Genomic DNA, 22,355 nt, shown 5'->3' with positions numbered 1-22,355 from the left:
TTTCCAGGGCGCCGCTGGTCGGTACCGCGCCCGGACGCCCTACCCGGCGGGGCGGTCGGCCAGCGCCGTCGGCGGCTCGTCGTCCATCTCGAACGCCAGCGGGAAGGGCGCGTGCCCCGCGAGGCGGAACCAGCGGACCGTGCGGTGCCTGCGCAGGGCGCGGGCGGCGCGTACGGAGTCGTTGTGGAAGCGCCGGGCCATCGGCACCCGGCGCACGGCCGCGGCCAGTTCGGTGGCCGCCTCGTCCCCGCCGGGGGCCTCGCGTACCGCCTCGACCTGCTGGACCTCGCCGAAGATGGCCCGCAGCGCCTGGCTCAGCTCGCTCTCGGCGACCTCGCGCTGCTCCTCCTCGGCCTGCCGCGCCGCGTGCGCCGCCTCGTACAGCACGATCGAGGCGGCCGGGTCGAGCACTCCGGAGGTGGCCAGTTCCTGGGCGACCGAGGCCCGGCGCAGCAGCTGGGCGTCGAGGGCCGCGCGGGAGGCGTCGATGCGGGCGTGCAGCCGGTCCAGCCGGCCCGCAGTCCAGCTCAGGTAGAGGCCTACCGCGAAGAGGACTGCCGCGATCCAGATCAAAGTGGAGGTCACGGGCCTACACGCTAGTCCCCTCGGGGGGCCGGGCCCGCAGCCGGGGACCGGCGGGGGTTCAGGACGTCAGTCCCTGGCCAGTCCGAACCGCGCCCGCAGCCCCGAGCGTTCGTCCTCCGCGACCGAGGCCGCGCCGTCCGTCACCGTCTCGTACACCGCGAGGATGTCCGCGGCGACGGTCGACCAGTCGAAGCGCCGCACATGCGCGCTGCCGCGCTCCCGCAGCCCCTCGCGGCGCCCGGGATCGGCGAGGAGGCGCACCGCCGCCTTGGCGAGCGAGTCGGCGTCCTCGTTGCCGAACAGGTCGCCGGCCGCACCGTGGTCGAGGACCTGGGCGAAGGCGTCCAGGTCGCTGGCGAGTACCGGCGCGCCCGCGGACATCGCCTCGACCAGGATGATCCCGAAGCTCTCGCCGCCGGTGTTCGGCGCCACGTACAGGTCGACGCTGCGCAGCAGCCGCGCCTTGTCCTCGTCGCTGACCATGCCGAGGAACTCCACCCGGGAGCGCAGGCCGGCGGGGAGCGTGGTCACCGCCTCGTCCTCGTCGCCGCGTCCGGCGACCAGCAGGCGCGCGTCCGGCCGCTCGGCGAAGATCTGCGGCAGCGCCTTCATGAGGACGGGCAGCCCCTTGCGGGGCTCGTCGATGCGGCCGATGAAGCCGATGGTCCCGCCCTGCCACTCGGGCCTCGGCTCGGCCTTCGCGAAGAAGTCGATGTCGACGCCGTTGGGGATGACGACCGCGTCACCGCCCAGGTGTTCGACGAGGGTGCGGCGCGCGTACTCGCTCACGGCGATGCGGGCGCTGATCTTCTCCAGGGCGGGCTGGAGGATCGGGTAGGCGGCGAGCATGGCGCGGGAGCGCGGGTTGGACGTGTGGAACGTCGCGACGATGGGGCCCTGGGCCGCCCAGCACGCGAGCAGCCCGAGCGAGGGCGAGGTCGGCTCGTGGATGTGGATGACGTCGAAGGTGCCGTCGTGCAGCCAGCGGCGTACGCGGGCGGCCGACAGGAAGCCGAAGTTGAGCCGCGCGACCGAGCCGTTGTAGGGCACGGGGACGGCGCGGCCCGCCGAGACGACATACGGCGGCAGCGGGGTCTCGTCATCGGCCGGGGCGAGGACGGACACCTCGTGCCCCAGGCGGATGAGGTGCTCCGCCAGATCGCGGATGTGGAACTGGACGCCGCCCGGCACGTCCCACGAGTAGGGGCAGACGATGCCGATCCTCACGAGGACTCCCCCGCAGCGGGGCCGCCGGGGCGGGGCTCCAGGTCGGCGAGCCACAGCCGTTGCAGCATGTGCCAGTCCTCCGGGTGGTCGGCGATACCGGTGGCGAAGGCGTCTGCCAGCGCCTGCGTCATGGCAGACGTCTTCTCGGCGCGGGTACCTGTCTCGGGGACGTCGACGGGCGGGTGGATCCGGCCCCGCATGACGGGCCCGTCGTACCAGAGGGTCACCGGGAGCAACGCCGCGCCGGTGTGCTGGGCCAGCATCGCGGGTCCGCCGGGCATCCGGGCGGTGTCCCCGAAGAACTTCACCTCGACCCCGGAGGCCGACAGATCGCGGTCCGCGACGAGGCAGACCAGGCCGCCCGCGCGGAGCCGGCGGGCGAGCGTGCCGAAGGCGGCGCCGCCGGTGTGCGGCAGGACCTCCATGCCGAGGCTCTCACGGTAGGCGACGAAGCGGTCGTAGAGCGACTCGGGCTTCAGGCGCTCGGCGACGGTGGTGAACGGGGTGTCCAGCTTCGCTGCGACCCAGGCGCCCGCGAGGTCCCAGTTGCCGAGGTGCGGCAGGGCGACGACGACGCCCTTGCCCGCTTCGAGCCCGGCGGTCAGGTGGTGCACGCCCTTGACGTCGACACCGTCCCTGACGCGCTCCCTGCTCCAGGACGGCAGCCGGAAGGACTCCATCCAGTAGCGCAGGTACGAACGCATGCCCGCCCGGGAAAGCTCCGCGAGCCGCTCGGGAGTGGCGTCGGGCACCACGCGCGCGAGGTTGGACTCCAGGCGCAGCACGCCCGTGCCGCGGCGCTTCCAGACGGTGTCGGCGATGGTCCTGCCGAGCCGCTCGGCGACCGGCTCGGGGAGCTTCTTGACGGTGCTCCAGCCGAGGCCGTACAGCCCGTCGGTGAGTCGGTCCTTCACTGCGCGGCCTCGTTCCCCTGGCCCGGGGCGGCCGTGGCGGCGTCCGCCTCCGCGGACTCGCGGCGCACGGTGACGACCCGCTGGACGAGCGTGACCAGGCTGCCCACGGCGACGATCCACAGGGCGATGGGCAGCAGCACCTGGATGCCGGGGACACCGAACTTGTGGAGCCCGGACAAGCCCGCGGCGACCAGCGAGATCACCAGCCGCTCGGCGCGCTCGACCAGGCCGTTGACGGCGACGGGCAACCCGATCGCCTCACCGCGCGCCTTGGTGTACGACACGACCTGACCGCTCGCCAGACAGAAGATGGAGACGGCGCACAGGATGTTGTCGTCGCCACGACCGGCGTACCACAGGGCGAGGCCACCGAAGATCGCGCTGTCGGCCACCCGGTCGAGGGTGGAGTCCAGGAAGGCGCCCCAGCGGCTCGAGCGGCCGAGCTGGCGGGCCATGTTGCCGTCGACGAGGTCCGAGAAGACGAACAGCGTGATGACGATGGTGCCCCAGAAGAACTCGCCACGGGGGAAGAAGACCAGCGCTCCCGCCACCACACCGGCCGTGCCGATGAAGGTCACCGCGTCGGGGCTGACCCCGCGGCGGATGAGAAACGCGGCGAACGGTGTGAGGACACGCGTGAAGAATGCACGCGCGTACTTGTTCAGCATGGCCTTCCCGAGGGGTCGGTGCGCCGCGTGGCCCCGTTGGCCACCGGCCGACCCATCGTAGTCACGCCCCTGACGGACCGGCTCGCCCCCTCACGATCACGTACGACGTATGGACGCACCGGGACCCGGGTGGAAAGCTCGAAAGCACCACGGGCGCCACCGCAGCAGCCCCGCACCGGGCCCCGCGCGTCCGCGAGCAGCCGGCATCCCCGAGGGGGCTGAGCCTCCTTGACCGCGCACGTGACCGGGAGGCAAGGCATGGGCGACAAGGCGCACGCACACCCCGGAGCCGCCGGCAGGGCGGTGACGGCCGACCACCCCTCCTCCGTACGGAACGTGGTGCTGGTCGGCCACAGCGGCTCGGGCAAGACCACCTTGGTGGAGGCCCTCGCGCTGACCGCGGGGGCGGTGAACCGGGCGGGCCGCGTCGAGGACGGCACCACCGTCTCCGACCACGACGAGATGGAGCGCCGCCGACAGCGCTCGGTGCAGCTGTCCCTGGTGCCCGTCGCATGGGACGGCATCAAGGTCAATCTGCTGGACACCCCCGGGTACGCCGACTTCGTCGGGGAGCTGAGGGCCGGTCTGCGCGCCGCGGACGCGGCCCTCTTCGTCGTCTCGGCGGCGGAGGGTACCGAGGGCATCACGGGCGCGACCCGCATGGTGTGGGAGGAGTGCGCGGCGGTCGGCATGCCGCGGGCCATCGTGGTCACGCACCTGGACTCGGCCCGCGCGGACTTCGCGGACATCACGCGCCGCTGCGCCGAGGCGTTCGGCGCCGACGACCCGGACGCCGTGCTGCCGCTGTATCTGCCGCTCCACGGCGAGCAGGGCCCCGACGGGCACGCGCCGGTGACCGGTCTGGTCGGCCTGCTCTCGCAGCGCGTGTACGACTACGCCTCCGGGGAGCGCAAGGAGTCCGAGCCGGGTGCGGACCAGCTGCCGCCGCTCCGGGAGGCACGCGAGAAGCTGATCGAGGGGATCATCGCCGAGAGCGAGGACGAGTCGCTCATGGACCGCTATCTCGGCGGCGAGGACATCGACTTCAAGACACTCGTGGACGACTTGGAGCGTGCCGTTGCGCGCGGCGTCTTCCACCCCGTGCTCGCCGCCGCCCCGGCCGCCGAGGGTGCCCGGCAGGGCATCGGCACCGTCGAGCTCCTGGAGCTGGTCACGGGCGGCTTCCCGACCCCGCTGGAGCACCCCGTACCGGCCGTGGCCACACCGGACGGCACGGCACGCCCCCGGCTCACCTGCGATCCGCAGGGCCCTTTGGCGGCCGAGGTCGTCAAGACCGCCTCCGACCCGTATGTCGGCCGGATCTCGCTCGTACGCGTCTTCTCCGGCACCCTGCGCCCCGACGAGACGGTGCATGTCTGCGGGCACGGGCCGGGCGGGCGGGGCCAGGAGGGCCGCTCCCTCCTGGAAGCCGACGAGCGGGTCGGCGCGCTCTCCTCCCCCTTCGGCAAACAGCAGCGCCCGCTGACCCGGTGCGTGGCGGGCGACATGGCGTGCGTGGCCAAGCTGCACCGCGCGGAGACGGGCGACACGCTGTCGGGCAAGGACGACCCGCTCCTCATGGAGCCCTGGGACATGCCCGATCCGCTGCTGCCGCTCGCCGTCCAGGCGCACAGCAAGGCGGATGAGGACAAGCTCTCGCAGGGACTCTCGCGCCTGGTGGCCGAGGATCCGACGATGCGGCTGGAACAGAATCCGGACACCCACCAGCTGGTCCTGTGGTGTCTGGGCGAGGCGCACGCCGACGTGGCCCTGGAGCGGCTGCGCAGCCGGTACGGCGTGCAGGTCGACGTCGTGGCGCACAGGGTCGGCCTCCGGGAGACGTTCGCGGACAGGGCGGTGGGGCGCGGCCGCCATGTGAAGCAGTCCGGTGGGCACGGCCAGTACGCGATCTGCGAGATCGAGGTGGAGCCGCTGCCGGGCGGCAGCGGCGTCGAGTTCGTCGACAAGGTCGTCGGCGGCGCGGTCCCGCGGCAGTTCGTCCCGTCCGTCGAGAAGGGTGTGCGCGCACAGGCGGCGAAGGGCGTGGCCTGCGGGTACGCGCTGGTCGACGTGCGGGTCACGCTGCTGGACGGCAAGGCGCACTCGGTGGACTCCTCCGACGCCGCGTTCCAGACGGCGGGCGCGCTCGCGCTGCGGGAGGCGGCGGCCGGCGCCGGGATCCACCTGCTCGAACCGGTCGCCGAGGTGCGGGTGCTGGTCGGCGACGACCACGTCGGCGCGGTCATGAGCGATCTGTCGGGCCGCCGCGGCCGGGTGGTCGGGACCGAGCAGGCGCCCGGTGGCCGTACGTTCGTCCGCGCGGAGGTCCCCGAGATCGAGATCGGCCGGTACGCCGTGGATCTGCGCTCCCTCTCCCAGGGCACCGGACGCTTCAGCCGGGTGTACGCCCGCCACGAGCCGATGCCGGCGCAGCTGTCGGAGCGGTTCCGCGAACAGGCGCGGACCGCCCCGTAGTTGTACCGGCGTGCGCGGAGCGGCCCGCCCCGCGCCCGGCGGGCGGGCGGCCCCCCGGCGCCCCCTGACGGATGTCGGTGCTCCCCGATACGCTGATGACCTGATCAACGGATGCGCGGGACGGCAACAGGTGTGCCGGACAAGGAAGTCGGGAAGAGCCGGGGCGAAGGCGTCGCGGCGAGGGGGCGGCAGTGGCGGACGATGGATTCGACTTCAGGCCCGGGGCCCAGGTCCCGCTCTCGGGGGCCGCGGGGCAGACGGCGGCGACGCACGCCCTCGCCTCGGCCGCGTACCGCGACGGGGACGTCGAGGAGATCCTGAAGGCCAACGGCGAGTGGCACAAGTCCGTGGTGAAGCCCGGCATGTTCTCGCTGTTCAAGCCGAGCCTCGGCGAGGCGTTCGCGCGGACCGTGCAGGTGCGGATGCTCGGCGGCGGCCGCAAGCCGCTCATCCAGTCCTTCGGGATAGAGCCGCAGTCGGTGGTGGAGCACTGCCTCGCGGCCAACCGCATCCGCAAGGAGCGCGACAGCTGGCTCACGGCCGTGATGGTCCTGTGCGGGGTGTTGTTCCTGCCCGGCCTGTTCGTGTGGCTGCTCGTCTTCACCATCAGGCGCCAGGTCGCCAAGAACGACAACAAGCGCGCGGGCGCGCTGGCCACGACCGTCCTGGTCGCCATGGGCGTGCTGGCCGCCCTGGCCCTGCTCAAGCTGCCGTTCGACGGCTTCTGGGCGTGGTATCTGCGAGCGGCGATCGTCCTGCCGGTGGTGGGCTGGTTCTGGGCCAAGCAGATCGCCGAGCGCACCGCCAGGGACATGCGCGACCGGTGGGCGAGCCTGCTCTCGGGCGGCGGCATCGGCGCCAAGATCCCCGAGGCGGTGCCCGGCAGCCCCGGGGAGACGGCCGCCGAGCGGCTCCGCCAGGGCCTGGCCAGGCTCTCCGCCGAGCAGCAGAGCAACTCCGTGTTCTACGCCGGGCCCAAGGGCATACTGGGCATGGGGACACGCTGGGGCAGCTGGCAGCTGGCCGAGGAGCTGGTGCCCGCCGAGGACGGCAAGGAGATCCACCCCTTCCGCAGCTGGGACGTCATAAGGGCGGTGCACGACCAGCTCCGCATGCTGGAGCGCGGCCCGCTGCACACCGGCGGCTTCCCCACCCCGTCGATAAACCACTGGATCGTCTCCCCCATCGGGGAGAACGCCGGATCGGTGGCCCGCCCCACCGGCACGGACGTCGAGGCCTTCCAGATCCGCGGCCACGAGATACAGCGCATCTGCAACGAACAGCAGTTCGGCAGCGGTGACCGGCACTACCTGGGCGTCCAGTTCACGCTCTGGGACGGCCAGTTGGTCATCACGATGCTCATCACGGTCACCGTGCTGCACGAGACGCTGCGCATCGAGGTCACCGGGCACGCCCTCGGCCCGGTGCACCCCCTGTTCACCACCAAGCCCGAGCCCAAGACGAAGACGGTCTCCAAGGCCATCAAGTTCTGGGAGACGGTCGACCGCAACCTGCCCCTGGTCGACGCCGACGAGGTGGTGCGCCTGGCCGTGCGCGCCCCGTTCACCTGGTACCCGCCGCTCCTGGACCACCTCGGCGGCAAGCTCGTTCTGCCCGAGCCCTTCGGTCTGCGGCACGCCTGGGCCGACAAGCCGTGGCGGCACCGCTTCATGGCCGACGACGCGCTGCGCGCCGCCACCCCGGTGCTGCGCGTGGTCCACTCGGCGGCGATCAAGGTCCTCGCGGAGAACGGCGTGAACACCGAGAAGTTCGGCACCCGCTCCGGCTTCCTCAGCGGCGCGATCCAGGACCCGATGCCGAGGAAGGCGGACGTGTACGACGCGTGAGGGCGGCTAGGGCGCGACAGTGGGCCAGGCGCTCGCGAGCATCGTGCGGGTGTCGGCGAGCAGCTGCGGCAGCACCTTCGTGTGGCCCACGACGGGCATGAAGTTGGTGTCGCCGCCCCAGCGGGGTACGACGTGCTGGTGCAGGTGGGCGGCGATTCCGGCGCCCGCCACCGCTCCCTGGTTCATGCCGATGTTGAAGCCGTGCGCGCCGGACGCGCTGCGCAGGGCCGTCATCGCCTGCTTGGTCAGCTCGCCCAGTTCCGCCGTCTCGGGGCCGGTCAGGTCGGTGTAGTCGGCGACGTGCCGGTAGGGCACGACCATCAGGTGGCCGCCGTTGTACGGGTAGAGGTTCAGCACCGCGTACACCTGCTCGCCGCGGGCGATCACCAGCCCGTCCTCGTCGGACTTGGCCGGGATGGAGCAGAAGGGGCAGCCGTCGTCGGCCCCCGGGCCCGTGGGCTTGTTCTCGCCCTGGATGTACGCCATCCGGTGGGGCGTCCACAGGCGCTGGAACGCGTCCTGCGTACCCACTCCGATCTGCTGCTCCGGCTCACTCGTCATGGTGGTCAGCATATTCCCCGGCGAGCACGTGCCGAGGGGCGGCCCCGCACGGGACCGCCCCTCATGTCCCCGCCGGCGCGGGGAGCAGGTCACACCTGTACGCGGCGCTCCACCACGTCGACGAGCTTGGCGATGGCCTCGTCACGGGCGATGCCGTTCTCCTGCGACCCGTCCCGGTAGCGGAAGGACACCGCGCCCGCGTTCATGTCGTCGTCGCCGACGATGACCATGAACGGCACCTTGCTGCGCTGAGCGTTGCGGATCTTCTTCTGCATGCGGTCCGAGGAGGCGTCCACCTCGACCCGCAGCCCGCGCTTCCTGGCCTCCTCCGCGAATTCCTGGAGGTAGGGCACGTGCGCGTCGCCGACCGGGATACCGATGGCCTGTACCGGGGCGAGCCACGCCGGGAACGCGCCCGCGTAGTGCTCCAGGAGCACCCCGAAGAACCGCTCGATCGAACCGAACAGCGCGCGGTGCAGCATGACGGGCTGCTGCTTGGAACCGTCCGCCGAGGTGTACTCGAGGCCGAACCGCTTGGGCTGGTTGAAGTCGACCTGGAGGGTCGACATCTGCCAGGACCGCCCGATCGCGTCCCGCGCCTGCACCGAGATCTTCGGGCCGTAGTAGGCGGCGCCGCCCGGGTCCGGCACCAGCGGAAGGCCCTGCTTCTCGGCCGCCTGACGCAGCGCCTCGGTGGCCTCCGCCCAGTCCTCCTCGGAGCCGATGAACTTGTCGGAGTCGTCGCGGGTGGACAGCTCCAGCTCGAACTCGTTCAGGCCGTAGTCGCGCAGCAGGTCCAGGACGAAGGTGAGGAGCTTGTCGAGCTCCTCGCCCATCTGCTCCTTGGTGCAGTAGATGTGCGAGTCGTCCTGCGTGAAGCCGCGCGAGCGGGTCAGGCCGTGCACGACACCCGACTTCTCGTAGCGGTAGACCGTGCCGAACTCGAAGAGCCGCAGGGGCAGTTCGCGGTAGGAGCGGCCGCGCGACTTGAAGATGAGGTTGTGCATGGGGCAGTTCATCGCCTTCAGGCGGTAGTTCTGCCCGTCGAACTCGATCGGCGGGAACATGCCCTCCGCGTAGTGCGGCAGGTGGCCGGACGTCTCGAAGAGGTGCTCCTTCGAGATGTGCGGGGTGTTCACGAACTCGTAGCCCGAGTCCTCGTGCCGCTTGCGGGAGTAGTCCTCCATCACCTTGCGGATCACGCCGCCCTTGGGGTGGAAGACCGCGAGGCCCGGGCCCAGCTCCTCCGGGAAGGAGAAGAGGTCCAGCTCGGCGCCGAGCTTGCGGTGGTCGCGCTTCTCGGCCTCGACGAGGAACTCCAGGTGCGCCTTCAGCTCGTCCTTCGAGGGCCAGGCGGTGCCGTAGATGCGCTGGAGCTGCGGGTTCTTCTCGCTGCCGCGCCAGTAGGCGGCGGCGGAGCGCATCAGCTTGAACGCGGGGATGTTCCGGGTGGTGGGCAGGTGCGGGCCTCGGCAGAGGTCCTTCCAGCACAGCTCGCCGGTCTTCGCGTCGATGTTGTCGTAGATGGTCAGCTCGCCGGCGCCGACCTCGGCGTCCGCGCCGTCGGCGGCGTTCGCCGCGTTGCCCTTGAGGCCGATCAGCTCCAGCTTGTACGGCTCGTCGGCCAGCTCCACGCGGGCGTCGTCGTCGTTGGTGACGCGGCGCGAAAAACGCTGGCCCCGCTTCTGGATCTCCTGCATCTTCTTCTCGATGCGCTTGAGGTCCTCGGGGGTGAACGGCTCCTTGACGTCGAAGTCGTAGTAGAAGCCGTCCCGGATGGGCGGGCCGATGCCCAGCTTGGCGTCGGGGAACAGCTCCTGCACGGCCTGCGCCATGACGTGCGCGGTCGAGTGGCGCAGGATGTTCAGGCCGTCCTCGGAGGAGATCTCGACGGGCTCGATCTCGTCGCCGTCGGCGACGGCGTACGCCAGGTCCTTCAGCTCGCCGGCCACGCGGGCGGCGACGACGGTGCGCTCACCGGGGAAGAGGTCGGCGGCCGTAGTGCCCGTCGTCACCACGCGCTCTTCCCGCTCGGAATCGCGTTGGATGATCACACGGACGTCTGACACCGGTCTCTCCTTGCAGAAGGGGGGTGCGGCGCTCTCTGATGCGCGCGCACTAGGGATCGTACCGAGCCAGGGGCTCCCGCCGCGAAACGGATCTTCCCGGCCGCCCGGAAGCGGCCCCTCCGCCTCGGCTCCCGGTCAGTCGGAGCGGTAGGTGTCACCGGTGCCGTACGTCCCCTCCGCGTCCCTCTCCTCCCCGTACGTGCCGTCGAAGAAGTCGAGGTTCTCCTGGAGCGACTTCTTGAGATGGTCCCGGTCGGCCTCGTGCAGCCGGACGGGGGCCACGCCGGTCGCCCCGGTGAGCCTGCGGAAACCGCCCCGACTCTCCAGCCGCCCGTGCACCCTGATCGGCAGCCCGACCAGATGCGCGTGGCCCGCGACGCGGTATGCCTCCTCGTCCAGGGTCATCCGTACGTGCGGGATCTCCGCCCCCGCGATCACCCGCAGCCGCACCGCGCCCGCACCGCCCGTCGAGGAGCGGCGCATGCGGACGACGGTCCCGGTGATCCGCACCGGCACCGACGGTTCGTCGCGCAGGTAGCGGGCGCCCGCCTCGCGCAGCACGGTCAGGTCACCGGGCGAGAACTCGACGGGCCCGGCGTGCGCCGCGCAGCCCTCCGGCACGCCCGCGCCGGGCGCCCACTCCACTCCGACGCGCGCCCCTTCGGTGCCGCGTACCAGCGCGATGACGGCCTCGGTCAGCTCGTGGCTGACGCCCGCCGCCACGGCGCCGTCGAAGGCGTCCATGCCGCCGGTGGCGCGCTGGTAGTCGACGGCTTCCCTGGTGGCGTACAGCGCCTGGTGCAGTCGGACCGCGAGCGGCCGCCCGCTCGCGACGGGCACGAACGCGGTCAGCCGCTGCCCGCCGGGATCGGAGGCCACCAGGATGTCCTCCAGGGCCGCGGTGGCGGGCCTGCGGTGCCGCGCCCCGTGGTACCCGGCGCACGCCCGCGCGGCGAGCGCGCCGGCCAGCAGCATCCGGCGGGCCGCGGTGCGCAGGCGCTCCTCCACCGGCCAGGTCGCCGCCCCCGCGGGGTCCCGTCGGCACGTCCCGTGACCAGCGGATCTCGTCGCTGGGCACGGCGAGCCCCACCAGCACGTCACGGGCGGCCGGGGAGCCGCTGCGGGAGAGCGCGAGGAGGGCCTCGCCGAGGAGATCGTCGCAGTCGGGGTAGGCCCGGCTCTCCGGGACGAGGAGGCTGGTGCCGCTGCCGCCGGGCCCGGGCGGTGTCCACCGGGCGTAGCGGCCGGGGGCCCGACCACGCCGCTGCCAGCCGTGCCGGGCGAGCAGCGCGCCGAGCACCGCCGGATCGATCGTGCCGGGGTCGTGGGGGCGGTGCATCAGGGTCTCCCTCCCGTCCCGACGCGCGTCATGATCTCGCAGAGCGCGCGGTCGTCGAAGATCCGCGAGGTCGGGATGCGCACGGTGGTCCTGCGCCGGCCGGTCACGGGGTGGCCGGCCAGATTGGTCCAGTAGCAGCAGTGGCGCAGATCGAGCCGGTCGTGACCGGCGCGCAGCCAGTCCTCCCGCGATCTGGGCACGAGCATGACGACCAGGATCTTGTGGACCGATACCGGCGAGCGGGCGAGCTTCTCCAGGTGCGGGTTGTCGAGCGTGAAGGAGAAGGCGGGCCGCGCCGGGTCGGGCCGTACCTGGTACGTGCACTTGAGCTGGACCTTGATGGTGACCTCGTCGTCGACCGTGTGCCCGGGGGCGCTGTGGCTGACGTGCCAGTCGATGCCGTTGTCCGGGAAGGGCTGGGAGAGGGAACACCCGGCGGCCGCCGCGACGGCGTGCAGATAGGCCACCTGGAGGGTCTCCATACAGGCGGTGGTGGCGAGGGTGCCGCGCGGCGGTGCGATCCGCTCGGGCAGCAGCCCAGGCTGTTCGGGCCGCGCGAGCGCCATGTCCAACACGCCTTCCGAAAGCGGCTGTTCCTTGCCCGGACCATCAACGTCAAGGCTCTGTACCTCTGTTGTCTCCGGGCCGCGTACAGCGCAAACGGCCCGGGTATCACCAGCGTGGCAGGGGACCGACGTCATCTGCCGGACCTGATCGAGGAGTTGCGTCACCATGACGTGCTGGTACGAGGGGCCCTTGGCCGCATTCGACACGGAGACCACGGGCGTCGACGTCGAGACCGACCGGATCGTGTCGGCCGCCGTCGTCGTCCAGCAGGGCGCGGGTACGCGTCCGCGCATCACCCGCTGGCTGGTGAACCCGGGCGTTCCGGTGCCCGAGCAGGCCACCGCGGTACACGGACTGACCGAGGATCATCTCCAGCGCAACGGCCGCTGGCCCGCGCCGGTGATGGAGGAGATAGCGCGCGATCTGGCCGAACAGGGCGCGGCGGGGCGGCCGATCGTCGTGATGAACGCGCCGTTCGACCTGACGATCCTGGACCGGGAGCTGCGCAGGCACCGCGCCTCGTCGCTCGCCCGCTACACGGAGGGCTCGTCCCTGTGCGTGATCGATCCGCGGGTCCTGGACAAGCAGCTGGACCGCTACCGCAAGGGGCGGCGCACGCTCACCGACCTGTGCGCGCACTACGAGGTGGAGCTGGCCGAGGCCCATGACGCGGCGGCGGACGCGCAGGCCGCCCTCGATGTCGTACGAGCGGTGGGGCGCCGTTTCGCGGCTCGCCTGGAGCGGCTCTCGCCGGCCGAGCTGCACACGCTGCAGGCGGTGTGGCACGCGGCGCAGGCGCGTGGTCTCCAGGCGTGGTTCGCCAAGAGCGGGTCTCCCGAGGCCGTGGACCCGGCGTGGCCGATACGTCCCGAACTCCCGGCGGCCGCCTGAGCGTCGTCGGCCGGCAAGCACGGGTGGCGCGGACAACGGAAGTTTTCCCGCAGCCACCCGGTCGAGCCGTTCCGTCAGCAGTCGTCGAGCGACGTCGTGTAGGTCCGCGTATTGATTTCCTTGAACCCTTTGCCGCAGGGGTTGGCGACCCCGCCGAGGTACGCCTTCGCATACGGGGCGTACCGGTGTTCGTTGTCGGTCTCCACATAGGCCGACACCTTGAACGGCTCTCCGTTGTCCTTGACGGTCTGCGTGACCGTCTTGTCGCCCACGGTCATCTTGAAGTTCAAGGTGTACTCGCAGTAGTACTTGCCGGACGACGCGTCGACGACGATGTTCTGCCGTTCCCCGGGTTTCAGGGAAATCGTGTGCCGAGCAAAGTAGTTGGCCGAGATGCTTCCGTCGGACTCGATGCCTTTGGGTGGGGGAATTTGCTCGTCGAGGTCGAGTGTCAGACGAATGGTGGTGGTCTGGCCCGCGCTTGGATTATCGAACAACGTACGAGACAGCGGCTCCCGGCACTTCTTGTCCACGTGCAGGCCGTTGATCTCCACCGGTTCTTCCGAGTTGCCCTCCACCGTGATGAGGTCGCTGCGTTTCTCGACGGGCACCGCGCCCTTGTCGGTGAACCACTCGACATACCCGTCGTAGTTGCTCAGGTCGCTGACCGGTTCCAGTTCGGACGGACTGAACGTCCGCTCGTCCTCGAACACCCAGCTGTTACCACCGGTGTCCTGGTGCTGCACGGAGACGACCTTCACCGGAGCGTTCGCGCTGGCCCTGTTCTCCTCGCTCTGTCCTCGACCGGTGACGCGGTCGCTCGCGCCGGAGTCCTTCTCGCCCTCTCCCAAGGGGCGCCACCCCTGCGACACGGCCACTCCCGCGCCCACCGCACCGAGCGCCAACACGACCCCGATCGCGAGGATCGCCGAGGTGGACTTGTGCCGTTCCCCCGGGTCCGCCGCCCGCACCTCTGCGACCGGCACTTGTTCGGGCGCCGGGTCGAGCTCGCCGAGGTACTCGTACAGCGCCTGTTGGAACTCCTGGAGGTAGCGCTTCGTGTTCCCGCGAACAGCTCGCTCCTTGATGGGAGGAAGCATCCAGTCGCCGGCGGTCGCCTGGCGCGTCGCCTTGCCGGTGGCCGCTCTGCCCATGTCGCTGGGAACGCATGTCGCCGCGTTCGGCCCTCGTGCCACGAGGCCCATGAGCGCGCCGACAGCAAGCACCACCCTCGCGTGTGTGTCCTCCCAATTGCCCCGGTACCGCGTGTAGGAGTCATCGAAGAACTGCACGAGCACGCGGTGGAAAGCCCGCGCCCGCTCGAAGGGCGTATTCCTCGGAAGTGTCCGCTCGATGCCGAAAGGCAAACGACTGAGGAGTGCGGGGCACCCTTGCATCTCCCTGACCGTCGCTTGCTTGTCGGCCAGATGCTCCAGCTCGGCCAGCACCTGGGCGTCGAAGTCCTCCCCGGACATGCGGCACCCCTCCCTGCGCGTCCCCGGACGACGAGGAGTGAGGCTAACGCAGTCACCGCCCCGCGCGGGCCGGAACGTCACACCCGATCCCACCCCCTCGGCCCGCGTGCCAACCGTGTGCCGGTCCCCGACCAGCCGCCGACCAACCCGAGATCGGACCGCATGCCGATGCCCTGCCGCCCGTTCCTCCCGGCCGCCCGCAGGATGGGTTGGGCGGACAGCGAAATTCCGACAGTGAAAGGAGGTCTCGCCCATGGGCGAGATCATCCGGCGACGCGATGCGCCGCCTGTCCCCGGGCGTGTGCAGCCGACCGTGGCGGACACGGCCGAGGACATGCGCGGAGAGGAGGTCGGTGTACGAGTCGCATCGGCCGCGGCCCATGCGATGAGTGAAGTCGCGAACCTCAGGCGCATCCAGAGCGAGTTCGATCAAGCCGTCCTGGACGCCACCGAGGCGCTGACCGTGCTCGCCGACACCGCGGCGATGTCGATCGCCCGGAGCATGCGTCACTCCGGGCGGGAGAGGAGTGAATGACGGTCATCGCGCCTCCCCTGCCAGGGGCCGAGACGGTCCGGGAACCAGCAAGGGCCACCCTTGCGGGTGGCCCTTGGAAGGTGCCGGGAACTTCCTGTGGTGGGCGATACTGGGTTCGAACCAGTGACCTCTTCGGTGTGAACGAAGCGCTCTCCCACTGAGCTAATCGCCCGGGAACGCACTGAACAATACAGGTCCAGGCGCCTTTCCTTCAAACCGCTGCCAGATGTGCCGCGAGACCCCTGCGCCCCGCCCTCATCATCACGGCGTGGTTGAGCAGGAACACGGGCCGGCCGGGCACGGCGAAGCGCCGCATCAGCGGGCGCCGCACCTCGACCTCCTGGTCGTAGCGGGCCCGGGTCCCCAGCGGGCCCGGCGTGACCGTCCAGCGCGCCCAGCCGTCCAGGTCGCCGCTCATGACGACCTCCAGGACGCCCGCGTCCGGGTCGCGGTGGCGTTCCTGTGCGGCGACATGGAGGTCGTACGGGAGGAAGGAGCGGAAGCGCGCGACGCCGCTGCGGCCGTCGGCGGACGTCACCTCGCGCACCTGCGGCCACCACAGCGGATAGTCCTCGACCCGTTCCAGGACGGCGAAGACGTCGGCGGGCGCTCCGGGCAGGTCCCAGAGGCTGCGGAATCGGTAGTGGCACCAGTTCATGGGGGGAGTCTGCCCCGCCTGGGGCCGGATCTGAGTACGTCCTGAGTATCCGCGCCGATACGGCACGGCGTGGCGCGGACCACACTCCTCGGCATGACGAACATTCCGCCACCGGCCGAGGAGCTGCGCCTCCTCGACTGGGAGCTGGGCCAACTGGAGGCGCGCAGGGCACAGTTGCTGCGGCGCAGGGCCTGGCTCCTCGACGTCCTGCGCGCGGCGGACCCCGCCGGGTCGCCCACCGCCCCTCCTCCGGCCGGGCCGTCCGTCCCCGGGGCCGCCGGGCCGAGTGTCCAGAACATTCTGCTGACGCTGGGCGGCGTGCTGCTGACCATCGCGGCGCTCGCCTTCACGGTGGTGAGCTGGGGGCACCTGGGCATCGGCGGGCGCGGTGCGGTCCTCGGGGTGGTGACACTGGCGGCGCTGTGCGCTCCCGTGGCGCTGCTGCGGCATTCGCTGCGCTCGACGGCGGAGGCGGTGGCGGGCCTGGGGCTCGCGCTGACCGTCCTCGACACGTACGCGCTGCGGCATCTGGCCTTCTCCGCAGTGGACACGCTGTCCTACGCGGCGGGCGCCTCGGCGGTGCTGGCCACGCTGTGGGCGGTGTACGGCCGCCTGCTCGGCGAGCTGCGCCTGCCGGTGCCGACCGCGGTGGTCACGGCCCAACTCCCGCTGATCCTCTGGGCGGGGGCCGCGCACGCCGGTGAGCACACGATGACGGCGGCACTGCTCGTGACGGCGGCGTTCGACACGGTGCTCGCGCTGACCGCGGCCGTCACGTCGGTGCGCGTGGCCGCTGCCGTCGCCGGCTGCGCGCTCGGGCTCTGGGGTGCGGCGAGCGCCGGTCGGCTGTCCGTTCGCGCGGTGGATCCGACGGCGGCGGCCCACGCGGGCGTCCTGCTGCTGTTCGCCGCGCTGATCGCCCTGGTGGCGGCGTGGCGGGCGAAGGGCGCGGAGATCTCCGTCGGTGCGGCGGGCGCGGGTGGTCTGCTCGTGGTGGCCGCTTCCGGCGGAGTGCTGCGGACCGTTTTGCCGGCGGCGTGGACCGTCCCGGCCCATCTGGCCTGCGGCGTCGCGCTGTTGGCGGCCGTCCGCGCCGTGCCGCCGCCGGCCGTGCACCGGGGGCTCGCCGGGGCGTCGGCCGTGGTCCAGGGCCTCGCGGTGCTGTGGGCGCTGCCCGTCGCGGCGGTGGCGCTGCTCGCTCCGCTCGGCCGGGCCACCCACGCCTGGTCGGCCATCCCCGCGGACGCCCGCGACGCCCTGCTCACCCCACTTCCGCCGCCCCACCCCACCCTGGCCCCCTTGGTGCTCGCGGTGGTCGCTGCGGCACTGCTCACGACAGCGGGCCTCCTCGTCCCGCCGTCGGCCGGGCCCGCCGCCACGACGCCGGACGGACCGGTGCCGCCCGCGACCGGCGCCCCCCGCACCACGCCCGCCGGCGGCGACCGCCTGTCCGCCGGCGCTCGGCGTGCCGCCTGGTGCGGGGTGTGGGTTCTGGGGTGGGCCGCTGCCGTCGCCCTGCCGGCCGCGCTGCGGTTCCCGTACGTCGTGGGGGTCTCGGCGGATGTCCTGGTGGTCGCCGTCCTGCTGGGCGTCGCCGTCCGGGCCGCGTCCAGCGCGGTGGCCCTGACCGCATCGGTCCTGGCGCTCGCGACCTCCGTGAGCGCCGCGTTCCTCGCACTGGCCACCGAGGCGACCACCCTCGCCGCCCTCGGCGCGCTCACCGCTCTGTTCCTGGCCGCCTGCGGCCGGGAGGCCGTGCGGGGCGGTGCGTCGGTCGGTGCCGACGCCGTGGCGGCAGCGCGACCTGGCGCGGCCACGCCGATGGCCTGCGCGGCCGTCGCGTACGCCACCGCGTTCGTCTGCGCGGTCGGCGCCGCGCAAGGGCTGCGCGTGGAGCACATCGGGTTGACCGCCCTGACCGTGCCGGTCCTCGCCGCGCTCGCCGCCGCCCGTCTGGGCCGGCATCCGCTGGCGCCGCCGGTCGAGATCACGGCGGCCGCGTTCGGGGCCCTCGCCGTCGCCCTCACCTCGGGCCACGCCCCCACGCTCGCACTCGCCCTGGGGCTGGCCGGGCTCATCGCGGCGGGCACCGCCCTCCGCCCGGACCGCCGCCCCGTGGCGTACGCGGCCGGGGCGCTGTTCGTCCTGGCGAGCTGGGTCCGCCTCGCCTCCTGGGAGGTGGTGACCCCGGAGGCGTACACGCTGCCGGTGACGGTCCCCGCGCTGCTCCTCGGACTGCTGCACCGGCGCCGCGTACCGGACACGTCGTCCTGGACGGCCTACGGGCCCGGCCTCGCCACGACGCTGCTGCCGAGCCTCGCCGCCGCCTGGGGGGACCCGTACTGGCAGCGGCCGCTGCTCCTGGGCGGCGCGGCGCTCGCCCTGACCCTGGCCGGCGCCCGGCACCGGCTGCGGGCCCCGCTGGTCCTCGGCGGCTTGGTACTCGCCCTGGACGCCCTGCACGAACTGGCCCCGTACATCGTGCAGGTGGCGGGCGCTCTGCCCCGCTGGCTGCCGCCGGCGCTCGCGGGGCTGCTGCTCCTGGCCGTCGGCGCGACATATGAACAACGCCTGCGCGATGCGCGGCGGTTCCGGAATGCGCTCCACCGAATGAACTGAAATGCCGTCACCCGCCCGACCTGGTCGGGCAGGCGGCCATGGCGGGCGGGGCGAGTATGTGGATCCGTCAATTCCCTTGAAAGACACGGGAATACGACAGCGGCCCGGAGGCTGAAAGCCTCCGGGCCGCAATCCGGGGTGGGCGATACTGGGTTCGAACCAGTGACCTCTTCGGTGTGAACGAAGCGCTCTCCCACTGAGCTAATCGCCCGGGCGCACAGAGAACATTACCGCATGTCAGCGGGTGCTTCCGACCGCCTCGGAGCCACCACCGGTCACTCCTTGATCTTCCACGGCATCGTGATGCCGAACTTCCAGACGTAGATGGCGACCAGCACCGCGACGATGACCAGGCCGACGGTCGTCAAGATGATGTTCCGGCGGCGCACCTCGGGGTCGAGAGCACGCTGCGCGGCCTCCGTGACCTTGCGCTTCGTCCAGCGCAGCACCAGCTGGGCCCAGACGAACTCGGTCGCCCAGATCGCCATGCCGCCGAAGATCACCAGCCATCCCGGGCCGGGCAGCGGCAGCATGATGATGCCCGCGACGACGACCGCGAGCCCCACGACGAAGACACCCACCTGCCAGCTCAGGTGCAGCATCCTGCGGGCCTGGACGTACTGCGGCGCCCGCGATCCGAGTGGCTGCTCGGTCTCCGCCCCGGCGGCCGCTTCGGCGACCTCCCCGGGTTCGTTACTCCCCGTATTCATACGGCCAAACCCTACCGGACGGAAACCCGTCACCGGAATGGACGCATGGATGGGAGAGAGAACCCGCCAAACGAGCTACCTAAAGACACCCAAAACCCTCAGAGGGGTTTACAACGCCACCGTAGGTGGCATGTCGATTTCGCCGACGTGCGAATCCCCGAGCGCACACTGAGCGAAAGGCCCTGGCGCTTATGAACACCACGGTCAGCTGCGAGCTGCACCTGCGCCTCGTTGTGTCGAGCGAGTCCTCACTGCCTGTACCCGCAGGACTGCGGTATGACACGGCCGATCCCTACGCCGTGCACGCCACCTTCCACACCGGAGCCGAGGAGACGGTCGAGTGGGTGTTCGCCCGCGACCTCCTCGCCGAGGGCCTGCACCGGCCCACCGGTACCGGCGACGTCCGAGTCTGGCCGTCCCGGAGCCACGGTCAGGGCGTCGTCTGCATCGCCCTGAGCTCCCCGGAGGGCGAGGCCCTGCTCGAGGCCCCGGCGCGGGCCCTGGAATCCTTCCTGAAGCGAACCGACGCGGCCGTGCCCCCCGGCACGGAACACCGCCACTTCGATCTCGACACGGAGCTGTCACACATCCTGGCCGAAAGTTAGCGGCGCGCAGGCGTCGAGATCTCCTCGCGCCGTCCGACTCGGGGCGACGGCGCACACAGCCACGACACGACGACACAAGGCGAACAGGCAGCAGGCACCGGCGCCGTCGCCGCGGAACCCCCGCGGCGACGGCGCCGGTGCGTGCCAGGGGGAAGCCGCTAGCATCGGCCAGCATCCGCGGACACCGTTCCCCGGCTCTCCATGAGCGGGGGAACCCCCGCCCTTCCCCAGGCCAGGGAGCGAATCGTGCTGATCACCCACGACACCCGGTGTTCCCTCGACGCCGTGGTCGATCTGGTGAACACCGCACCGGAGGAGGCCGGCGCCGACGCACTCGCGGACGTGGCGGCGCTCGGCGACTTCGCACGAAGCCACAAGGTGAGCGACGTGGGGGCGCTCTCGGAGCGTGACCTCCAAGGGGTGCGCCGGGTCCGTGCCCGCTTCGCGGAGGTCTTCGCGAACCCCGAGCCGCGGACCGCCTCCACGATCATCAACGAACTCGTCGCGGCGGCGGGCACCACTCCCCGGCTCACCGACCACGACGGTCACGACTGGCACATCCACTACTTCGCGCCGGGGGCGTCCATCGCGGACCACCTGGCCGCCGACGGCGGGATGGCCCTGGCCTTCTTCGTGGTCGCCGGGGAACAGGAGCGGCTGCGGCGCTGCGAGGCGCCGGACTGCCGCCGCGCGTTCGTCGACCTCTCCCGCAATCGCTCGCGCCGCTACTGCGACAGCCGCACCTGCGGCAACCGGCTGCACGTGGCGGCCTACCGCGCCCGCCGCAAGGAAGCGGCGGGCTAGCCCGCTGCCGCGAGCACCCGCGGCCGGGAGCACAGCGACCGGCGGAGCGCCCGGGGCTAGAGCAACAGCAGGTCGTGCAGCGACGCCAGCAGGATCAGCATGCCGACCACCGTCAGGAAGATCATCAGTGGCGGCTGGGAGAGGGCGAAGAGGCAGCCTCGCGGTTCTTCGTCGGTGGCGTGCCGCTCTGCGTCGGCAGGTCGTCGCGTCGGGTCCGGGGCCGCTCGCCGTCCGTCGTCCGGCGGTGCGGCATCGCCCTGTGTGGGGGTGTCAAGCATCTCGTCGTGATGATGACGCAGGCGGCCGGTGCCCGCCGACCAACACGCCCGGGCGGGAGGGGAGTTCGCCGGAACCCGTGAACAGGCGAAAGTCCCGTGCCCGGTGCGTTCCGCCCCTGGCCCACGGCCGTTCACCCGCGCGCCACCCGGCGGCTCGGGCCACACTCGAACGAGGGAGCGGCCGTGCCCGGCGGGGAGCGCGCGGCACGGCGTGCGCGGCAAGGACTACGCGGGGGGGCCCGCGCCCCCGAGCGCCGCGCGGGCCTCCGGTGAGCGGGTGGCCGGAGCCCTCAGATGCCGTGCTTCTTGAGGATCGCCTCGATGTCGCTGAAGTCCTCCGCGGGCGCGGCCGCCTTCGGCCTGGCGGCGGGCTTCGCGGCGGTCGGGCGGGCGCCCTGGCCGAGCGAGGGCGCCGACGCGGCGGGAGCCACCGCCTCGCGCCGGGCAGCCTTGGCGGCCTTGCGCTCCTCGCGGGTGCCGCCCCTACGGCGCTCCACCGCGCGCGTCCCTAGGAACATCAGCCAGGCCGCGCCGAGCACACCGAAGCCGACCCACGCCTTGAGGCTGAACGCGGTGTCCGCCGCCCATCCGACGACGCCGGTCAGCACGAGTCCTATGGGCACCAGGGAGTACGCGGCGAGACGGGCCGCGGCGAGGAAACGCCTGCGGTAGGCCGTGACCGCGGCGATACCGAGCCCGGCCGCGGAGACGGCGGAACAAACGGTCTCGGCAATCATCCGGTCCTCCAGGAATACGGGCGTCGGCCGAAAGGCCCTGTCCTCCTCTCCATCCTGCACCGTGCGGGGGCCGCGGAGCCACGCCCATGGCGGACCTCAGGGACATATCCGGGTCATCTCGGGGTCCCGGCTCCTCCCCAGGTGCCGGTCGGCGTCCTCTGGTCCCGGTTGGGAGGTCGCCCCGGCGGCTGGAAGACTGTGCCCATGAGCGACTCCCCTGCCCACCACCCTGCCCACCCCGTCGTCCTCGACGTCTGGTGCGAGCTCCAGTGCCCCGACTGCCGCACCGCCCTGGACGACGTGCGCGCCCTGCGCGCCCGCTACGGCGACCGCGTCGAGCTGCGCCTGCGCCACTTCCCCCTGGAGAAGCACAAGCACTCCTTCGCCGCCGCCCAGGCCGCGGAGGAGGCCTTCGAGCAGGGCAAGGGCTGGCCGTACGTCGAGGCGGTGCTCGCCGGGGTCGAGGATCTCGACCGCAGGGGTGAGCCCTTCCTCGTGGACACCGCCCGGGAACTGGGCCTGGACGCGGAGGAGTTCGACACCGCCCTGGTCGACGGCCGACACATCCTGATCGTCGACGCCGACCAGGCCGAGGGCAAGGCCATCGGCGTCACCGGCACACCGACGTACGTCATCGGCGGCGAGCGCCTGGACGGCGGCAAGAGCCAGGAGAGGCTGCGGGAGCGCGTCGAGGAGATCACCGACCGTCTCCTGGCGGCCGAAGGCGCCTGACCACGAGGCGGCTCACCACGAGACGGTCCGGCCGTGAGGCGGTCCGGCCGTGAGGCGGT

The 22,355-nt window shown here is 72.0% G+C and carries 20 protein-coding genes, 2 tRNA genes and 1 pseudogene; 8 read left to right on the top strand and 15 right to left on the bottom strand.

The genetic code is table 11. From position 1 onward, the window contains the following. Positions 1–39: 39 nt before the first annotated feature. From ACZ5GP_RS21885 to pgsA, 4 genes are all read right to left on the bottom strand, one after another. Positions 40–585, bottom strand: coding sequence for a hypothetical protein (locus tag ACZ5GP_RS21885; protein ID WP_468752419.1), 546 nt, complete (start codon positions 583–585; stop codon positions 40–42). Positions 586–651: 66 nt separating this feature from the next. Then, complete coding sequence (locus ACZ5GP_RS21880; RefSeq protein WP_468752418.1) at positions 652–1,812, bottom strand: glycosyltransferase family 4 protein; 1,161 nt, start codon at positions 1,810–1,812, stop codon at positions 652–654. Continuing rightward, entirely contained in the window at positions 1,809–2,726 is a 918-nt protein-coding gene (locus ACZ5GP_RS21875) for a phosphatidylinositol mannoside acyltransferase (protein WP_468752417.1), read from the bottom strand. The genes ACZ5GP_RS21880 and ACZ5GP_RS21875 overlap by 4 nt, the downstream gene beginning before the upstream one ends. Further along, complete coding sequence (gene pgsA / locus ACZ5GP_RS21870; protein WP_468752416.1) at positions 2,723–3,394, bottom strand: phosphatidylinositol phosphate synthase; 672 nt, start codon at positions 3,392–3,394, stop codon at positions 2,723–2,725. The genes ACZ5GP_RS21875 and pgsA overlap by 4 nt, the downstream gene beginning before the upstream one ends. Positions 3,395–3,652: 258 nt before the next feature. Here pgsA and ACZ5GP_RS21865 point away from each other — a divergent pair, with 258 nt between their 5' ends. Further along, a complete protein-coding gene (locus ACZ5GP_RS21865; protein WP_468752415.1) occupies positions 3,653–5,869 on the top strand; it encodes an elongation factor G-like protein EF-G2 in 2,217 nt (738 codons plus the stop codon). Between the two features lie 191 nt (positions 5,870–6,060). Next, positions 6,061–7,716: a hypothetical protein gene (locus ACZ5GP_RS21860; RefSeq protein ID WP_468752414.1), complete on the top strand. Its 1,656-nt coding sequence runs from the start codon at positions 6,061–6,063 to the stop codon at positions 7,714–7,716. 6 nt (positions 7,717–7,722) lie between these two features. On the opposite strand, the gene ACZ5GP_RS21855 is transcribed toward ACZ5GP_RS21860, so the two are convergent. From ACZ5GP_RS21855 to ACZ5GP_RS21840, 4 genes and pseudogenes are all read right to left on the bottom strand, one after another. Next, a complete protein-coding gene (locus ACZ5GP_RS21855) occupies positions 7,723–8,289 on the bottom strand; it encodes an HIT family protein (RefSeq protein ID WP_468752413.1) in 567 nt (188 codons plus the stop codon). Between the two features lie 77 nt (positions 8,290–8,366). After that, the gene (gene thrS, locus ACZ5GP_RS21850) at positions 8,367–10,346 is read right to left on the bottom strand and encodes a threonine--tRNA ligase (protein ID WP_468752412.1); all 1,980 of its coding nucleotides are present in this window, start codon (positions 10,344–10,346) and stop codon (positions 8,367–8,369) included. A 135-nt stretch (positions 10,347–10,481) separates the two neighbouring features. After that, positions 10,482–11,685, bottom strand: a pseudogene (locus ACZ5GP_RS21845) (hypothetical protein). Then, positions 11,685–12,251 carry a DUF4365 domain-containing protein gene (locus tag ACZ5GP_RS21840; protein WP_468752411.1) on the bottom strand — a complete coding sequence of 189 codons (567 nt, stop codon included), beginning with the start codon at positions 12,249–12,251 and terminating at the stop codon, positions 11,685–11,687. Before ACZ5GP_RS21840 ends, ACZ5GP_RS21845 begins: the two are co-directional and overlap by 1 nt. A gap of 166 nt (positions 12,252–12,417) precedes the next feature. Here ACZ5GP_RS21840 and ACZ5GP_RS21835 point away from each other — a divergent pair, with 166 nt between their 5' ends. Further along, the gene (locus ACZ5GP_RS21835; protein ID WP_468752410.1) at positions 12,418–13,143 is read left to right on the top strand and encodes an exonuclease domain-containing protein; all 726 of its coding nucleotides are present in this window, start codon (positions 12,418–12,420) and stop codon (positions 13,141–13,143) included. Between the two features lie 74 nt (positions 13,144–13,217). Here the strand turns inward: ACZ5GP_RS21835 and ACZ5GP_RS21830 are convergent, their stop codons facing one another. Next, positions 13,218–14,618 carry a hypothetical protein gene (locus ACZ5GP_RS21830; RefSeq protein ID WP_468752409.1) on the bottom strand — a complete coding sequence of 467 codons (1,401 nt, stop codon included), beginning with the start codon at positions 14,616–14,618 and terminating at the stop codon, positions 13,218–13,220. 253 nt (positions 14,619–14,871) lie between these two features. Here ACZ5GP_RS21830 and ACZ5GP_RS21825 point away from each other — a divergent pair, with 253 nt between their 5' ends. After that, a complete protein-coding gene (locus ACZ5GP_RS21825; RefSeq protein ID WP_468752408.1) occupies positions 14,872–15,153 on the top strand; it encodes a hypothetical protein in 282 nt (93 codons plus the stop codon). 97 nt (positions 15,154–15,250) lie between these two features. Here ACZ5GP_RS21825 and ACZ5GP_RS21820 read toward each other — a convergent pair. Together ACZ5GP_RS21820 and ACZ5GP_RS21815 are read right to left on the bottom strand one after the other, a co-directional pair. Next, positions 15,251–15,325: transfer RNA gene (locus tag ACZ5GP_RS21820), tRNA-Val, on the bottom strand. Between the two features lie 39 nt (positions 15,326–15,364). Continuing rightward, on the bottom strand, positions 15,365–15,811 hold the full coding sequence (locus ACZ5GP_RS21815) for an SRPBCC family protein (protein WP_468752407.1): 447 nt from the start codon (positions 15,809–15,811) through the stop codon (positions 15,365–15,367). A gap of 93 nt (positions 15,812–15,904) precedes the next feature. Between ACZ5GP_RS21815 and ACZ5GP_RS21810 the strand changes: the two genes are divergently transcribed. Beyond that, positions 15,905–18,430: an SCO7613 C-terminal domain-containing membrane protein gene (locus tag ACZ5GP_RS21810; RefSeq protein WP_468752406.1), complete on the top strand. Its 2,526-nt coding sequence runs from the start codon at positions 15,905–15,907 to the stop codon at positions 18,428–18,430. Between the two features lie 139 nt (positions 18,431–18,569). On the opposite strand, the gene ACZ5GP_RS21805 is transcribed toward ACZ5GP_RS21810, so the two are convergent. Together ACZ5GP_RS21805 and ACZ5GP_RS21800 are read right to left on the bottom strand one after the other, a co-directional pair. Next, positions 18,570–18,641: transfer RNA gene (locus ACZ5GP_RS21805), tRNA-Val, on the bottom strand. A gap of 64 nt (positions 18,642–18,705) precedes the next feature. Beyond that, a complete protein-coding gene (locus ACZ5GP_RS21800) occupies positions 18,706–19,140 on the bottom strand; it encodes a TIGR02611 family protein (RefSeq protein ID WP_468752405.1) in 435 nt (144 codons plus the stop codon). A gap of 191 nt (positions 19,141–19,331) precedes the next feature. On the opposite strand from ACZ5GP_RS21800, the gene ACZ5GP_RS21795 reads away from it, so the two are divergent. Then, positions 19,332–19,745, top strand: coding sequence for an SsgA family sporulation/cell division regulator (locus ACZ5GP_RS21795; RefSeq protein ID WP_003959770.1), 414 nt, complete (start codon positions 19,332–19,334; stop codon positions 19,743–19,745). Positions 19,746–19,991: 246 nt separating this feature from the next. Further along, positions 19,992–20,549 carry a CGNR zinc finger domain-containing protein gene (locus ACZ5GP_RS21790; RefSeq protein WP_468752404.1) on the top strand — a complete coding sequence of 186 codons (558 nt, stop codon included), beginning with the start codon at positions 19,992–19,994 and terminating at the stop codon, positions 20,547–20,549. A 56-nt stretch (positions 20,550–20,605) separates the two neighbouring features. On the opposite strand, the gene ACZ5GP_RS21785 is transcribed toward ACZ5GP_RS21790, so the two are convergent. Together ACZ5GP_RS21785 and ACZ5GP_RS21780 are read right to left on the bottom strand one after the other, a co-directional pair. Beyond that, the gene (locus tag ACZ5GP_RS21785; RefSeq protein ID WP_358590646.1) at positions 20,606–20,827 is read right to left on the bottom strand and encodes a hypothetical protein; all 222 of its coding nucleotides are present in this window, start codon (positions 20,825–20,827) and stop codon (positions 20,606–20,608) included. Positions 20,828–21,117: 290 nt separating this feature from the next. Continuing rightward, a complete protein-coding gene (locus ACZ5GP_RS21780) occupies positions 21,118–21,564 on the bottom strand; it encodes a hypothetical protein (protein ID WP_468752403.1) in 447 nt (148 codons plus the stop codon). Positions 21,565–21,768: 204 nt separating this feature from the next. Between ACZ5GP_RS21780 and ACZ5GP_RS21775 the strand changes: the two genes are divergently transcribed. After that, on the top strand, positions 21,769–22,296 hold the full coding sequence (locus ACZ5GP_RS21775; protein WP_468752402.1) for a DsbA family protein: 528 nt from the start codon (positions 21,769–21,771) through the stop codon (positions 22,294–22,296). The last annotated feature ends 59 nt before the right edge of the window (positions 22,297–22,355 follow it).

The organism is Streptomyces sp. NPDC031466 (assembly GCF_055581265.1).
This window is presented reverse-complemented; position numbering and strand designations above follow the sequence as displayed.

Bases quoted from the DNA above. Each gene is read 5' to 3' on its own strand.
- ACZ5GP_RS21865 (WP_468752415.1), top strand. From the start codon at position 3,653: ATGGGCGACAAGGCGCACGCACACCCCGGAGCCGCCGGCAGGGCGGTG.
- ACZ5GP_RS21780 (WP_468752403.1), bottom strand. From the start codon at position 21,564: ATGATTGCCGAGACCGTTTGTTCCGCCGTCTCCGCGGCCGGGCTCGGT.
- ACZ5GP_RS21815 (WP_468752407.1), bottom strand. From the start codon at position 15,811: ATGAACTGGTGCCACTACCGATTCCGCAGCCTCTGGGACCTGCCCGGA.
- ACZ5GP_RS21795 (WP_003959770.1), top strand. From the start codon at position 19,332: ATGAACACCACGGTCAGCTGCGAGCTGCACCTGCGCCTCGTTGTGTCG.
- ACZ5GP_RS21810 (WP_468752406.1), top strand. From the start codon at position 15,905: ATGACGAACATTCCGCCACCGGCCGAGGAGCTGCGCCTCCTCGACTGG.
- ACZ5GP_RS21785 (WP_358590646.1), bottom strand. From the start codon at position 20,827: ATGCTTGACACCCCCACACAGGGCGATGCCGCACCGCCGGACGACGGA.
- ACZ5GP_RS21855 (WP_468752413.1), bottom strand. From the start codon at position 8,289: ATGCTGACCACCATGACGAGTGAGCCGGAGCAGCAGATCGGAGTGGGT.
- ACZ5GP_RS21835 (WP_468752410.1), top strand. From the start codon at position 12,418: ATGACGTGCTGGTACGAGGGGCCCTTGGCCGCATTCGACACGGAGACC.
- ACZ5GP_RS21830 (WP_468752409.1), bottom strand. From the start codon at position 14,618: ATGTCCGGGGAGGACTTCGACGCCCAGGTGCTGGCCGAGCTGGAGCAT.
- ACZ5GP_RS21800 (WP_468752405.1), bottom strand. From the start codon at position 19,140: ATGAATACGGGGAGTAACGAACCCGGGGAGGTCGCCGAAGCGGCCGCC.
- pgsA (WP_468752416.1), bottom strand. From the start codon at position 3,394: ATGCTGAACAAGTACGCGCGTGCATTCTTCACGCGTGTCCTCACACCG.
- ACZ5GP_RS21775 (WP_468752402.1), top strand. From the start codon at position 21,769: ATGAGCGACTCCCCTGCCCACCACCCTGCCCACCCCGTCGTCCTCGAC.
- ACZ5GP_RS21840 (WP_468752411.1), bottom strand. From the start codon at position 12,251: ATGGCGCTCGCGCGGCCCGAACAGCCTGGGCTGCTGCCCGAGCGGATC.
- ACZ5GP_RS21825 (WP_468752408.1), top strand. From the start codon at position 14,872: ATGGGCGAGATCATCCGGCGACGCGATGCGCCGCCTGTCCCCGGGCGT.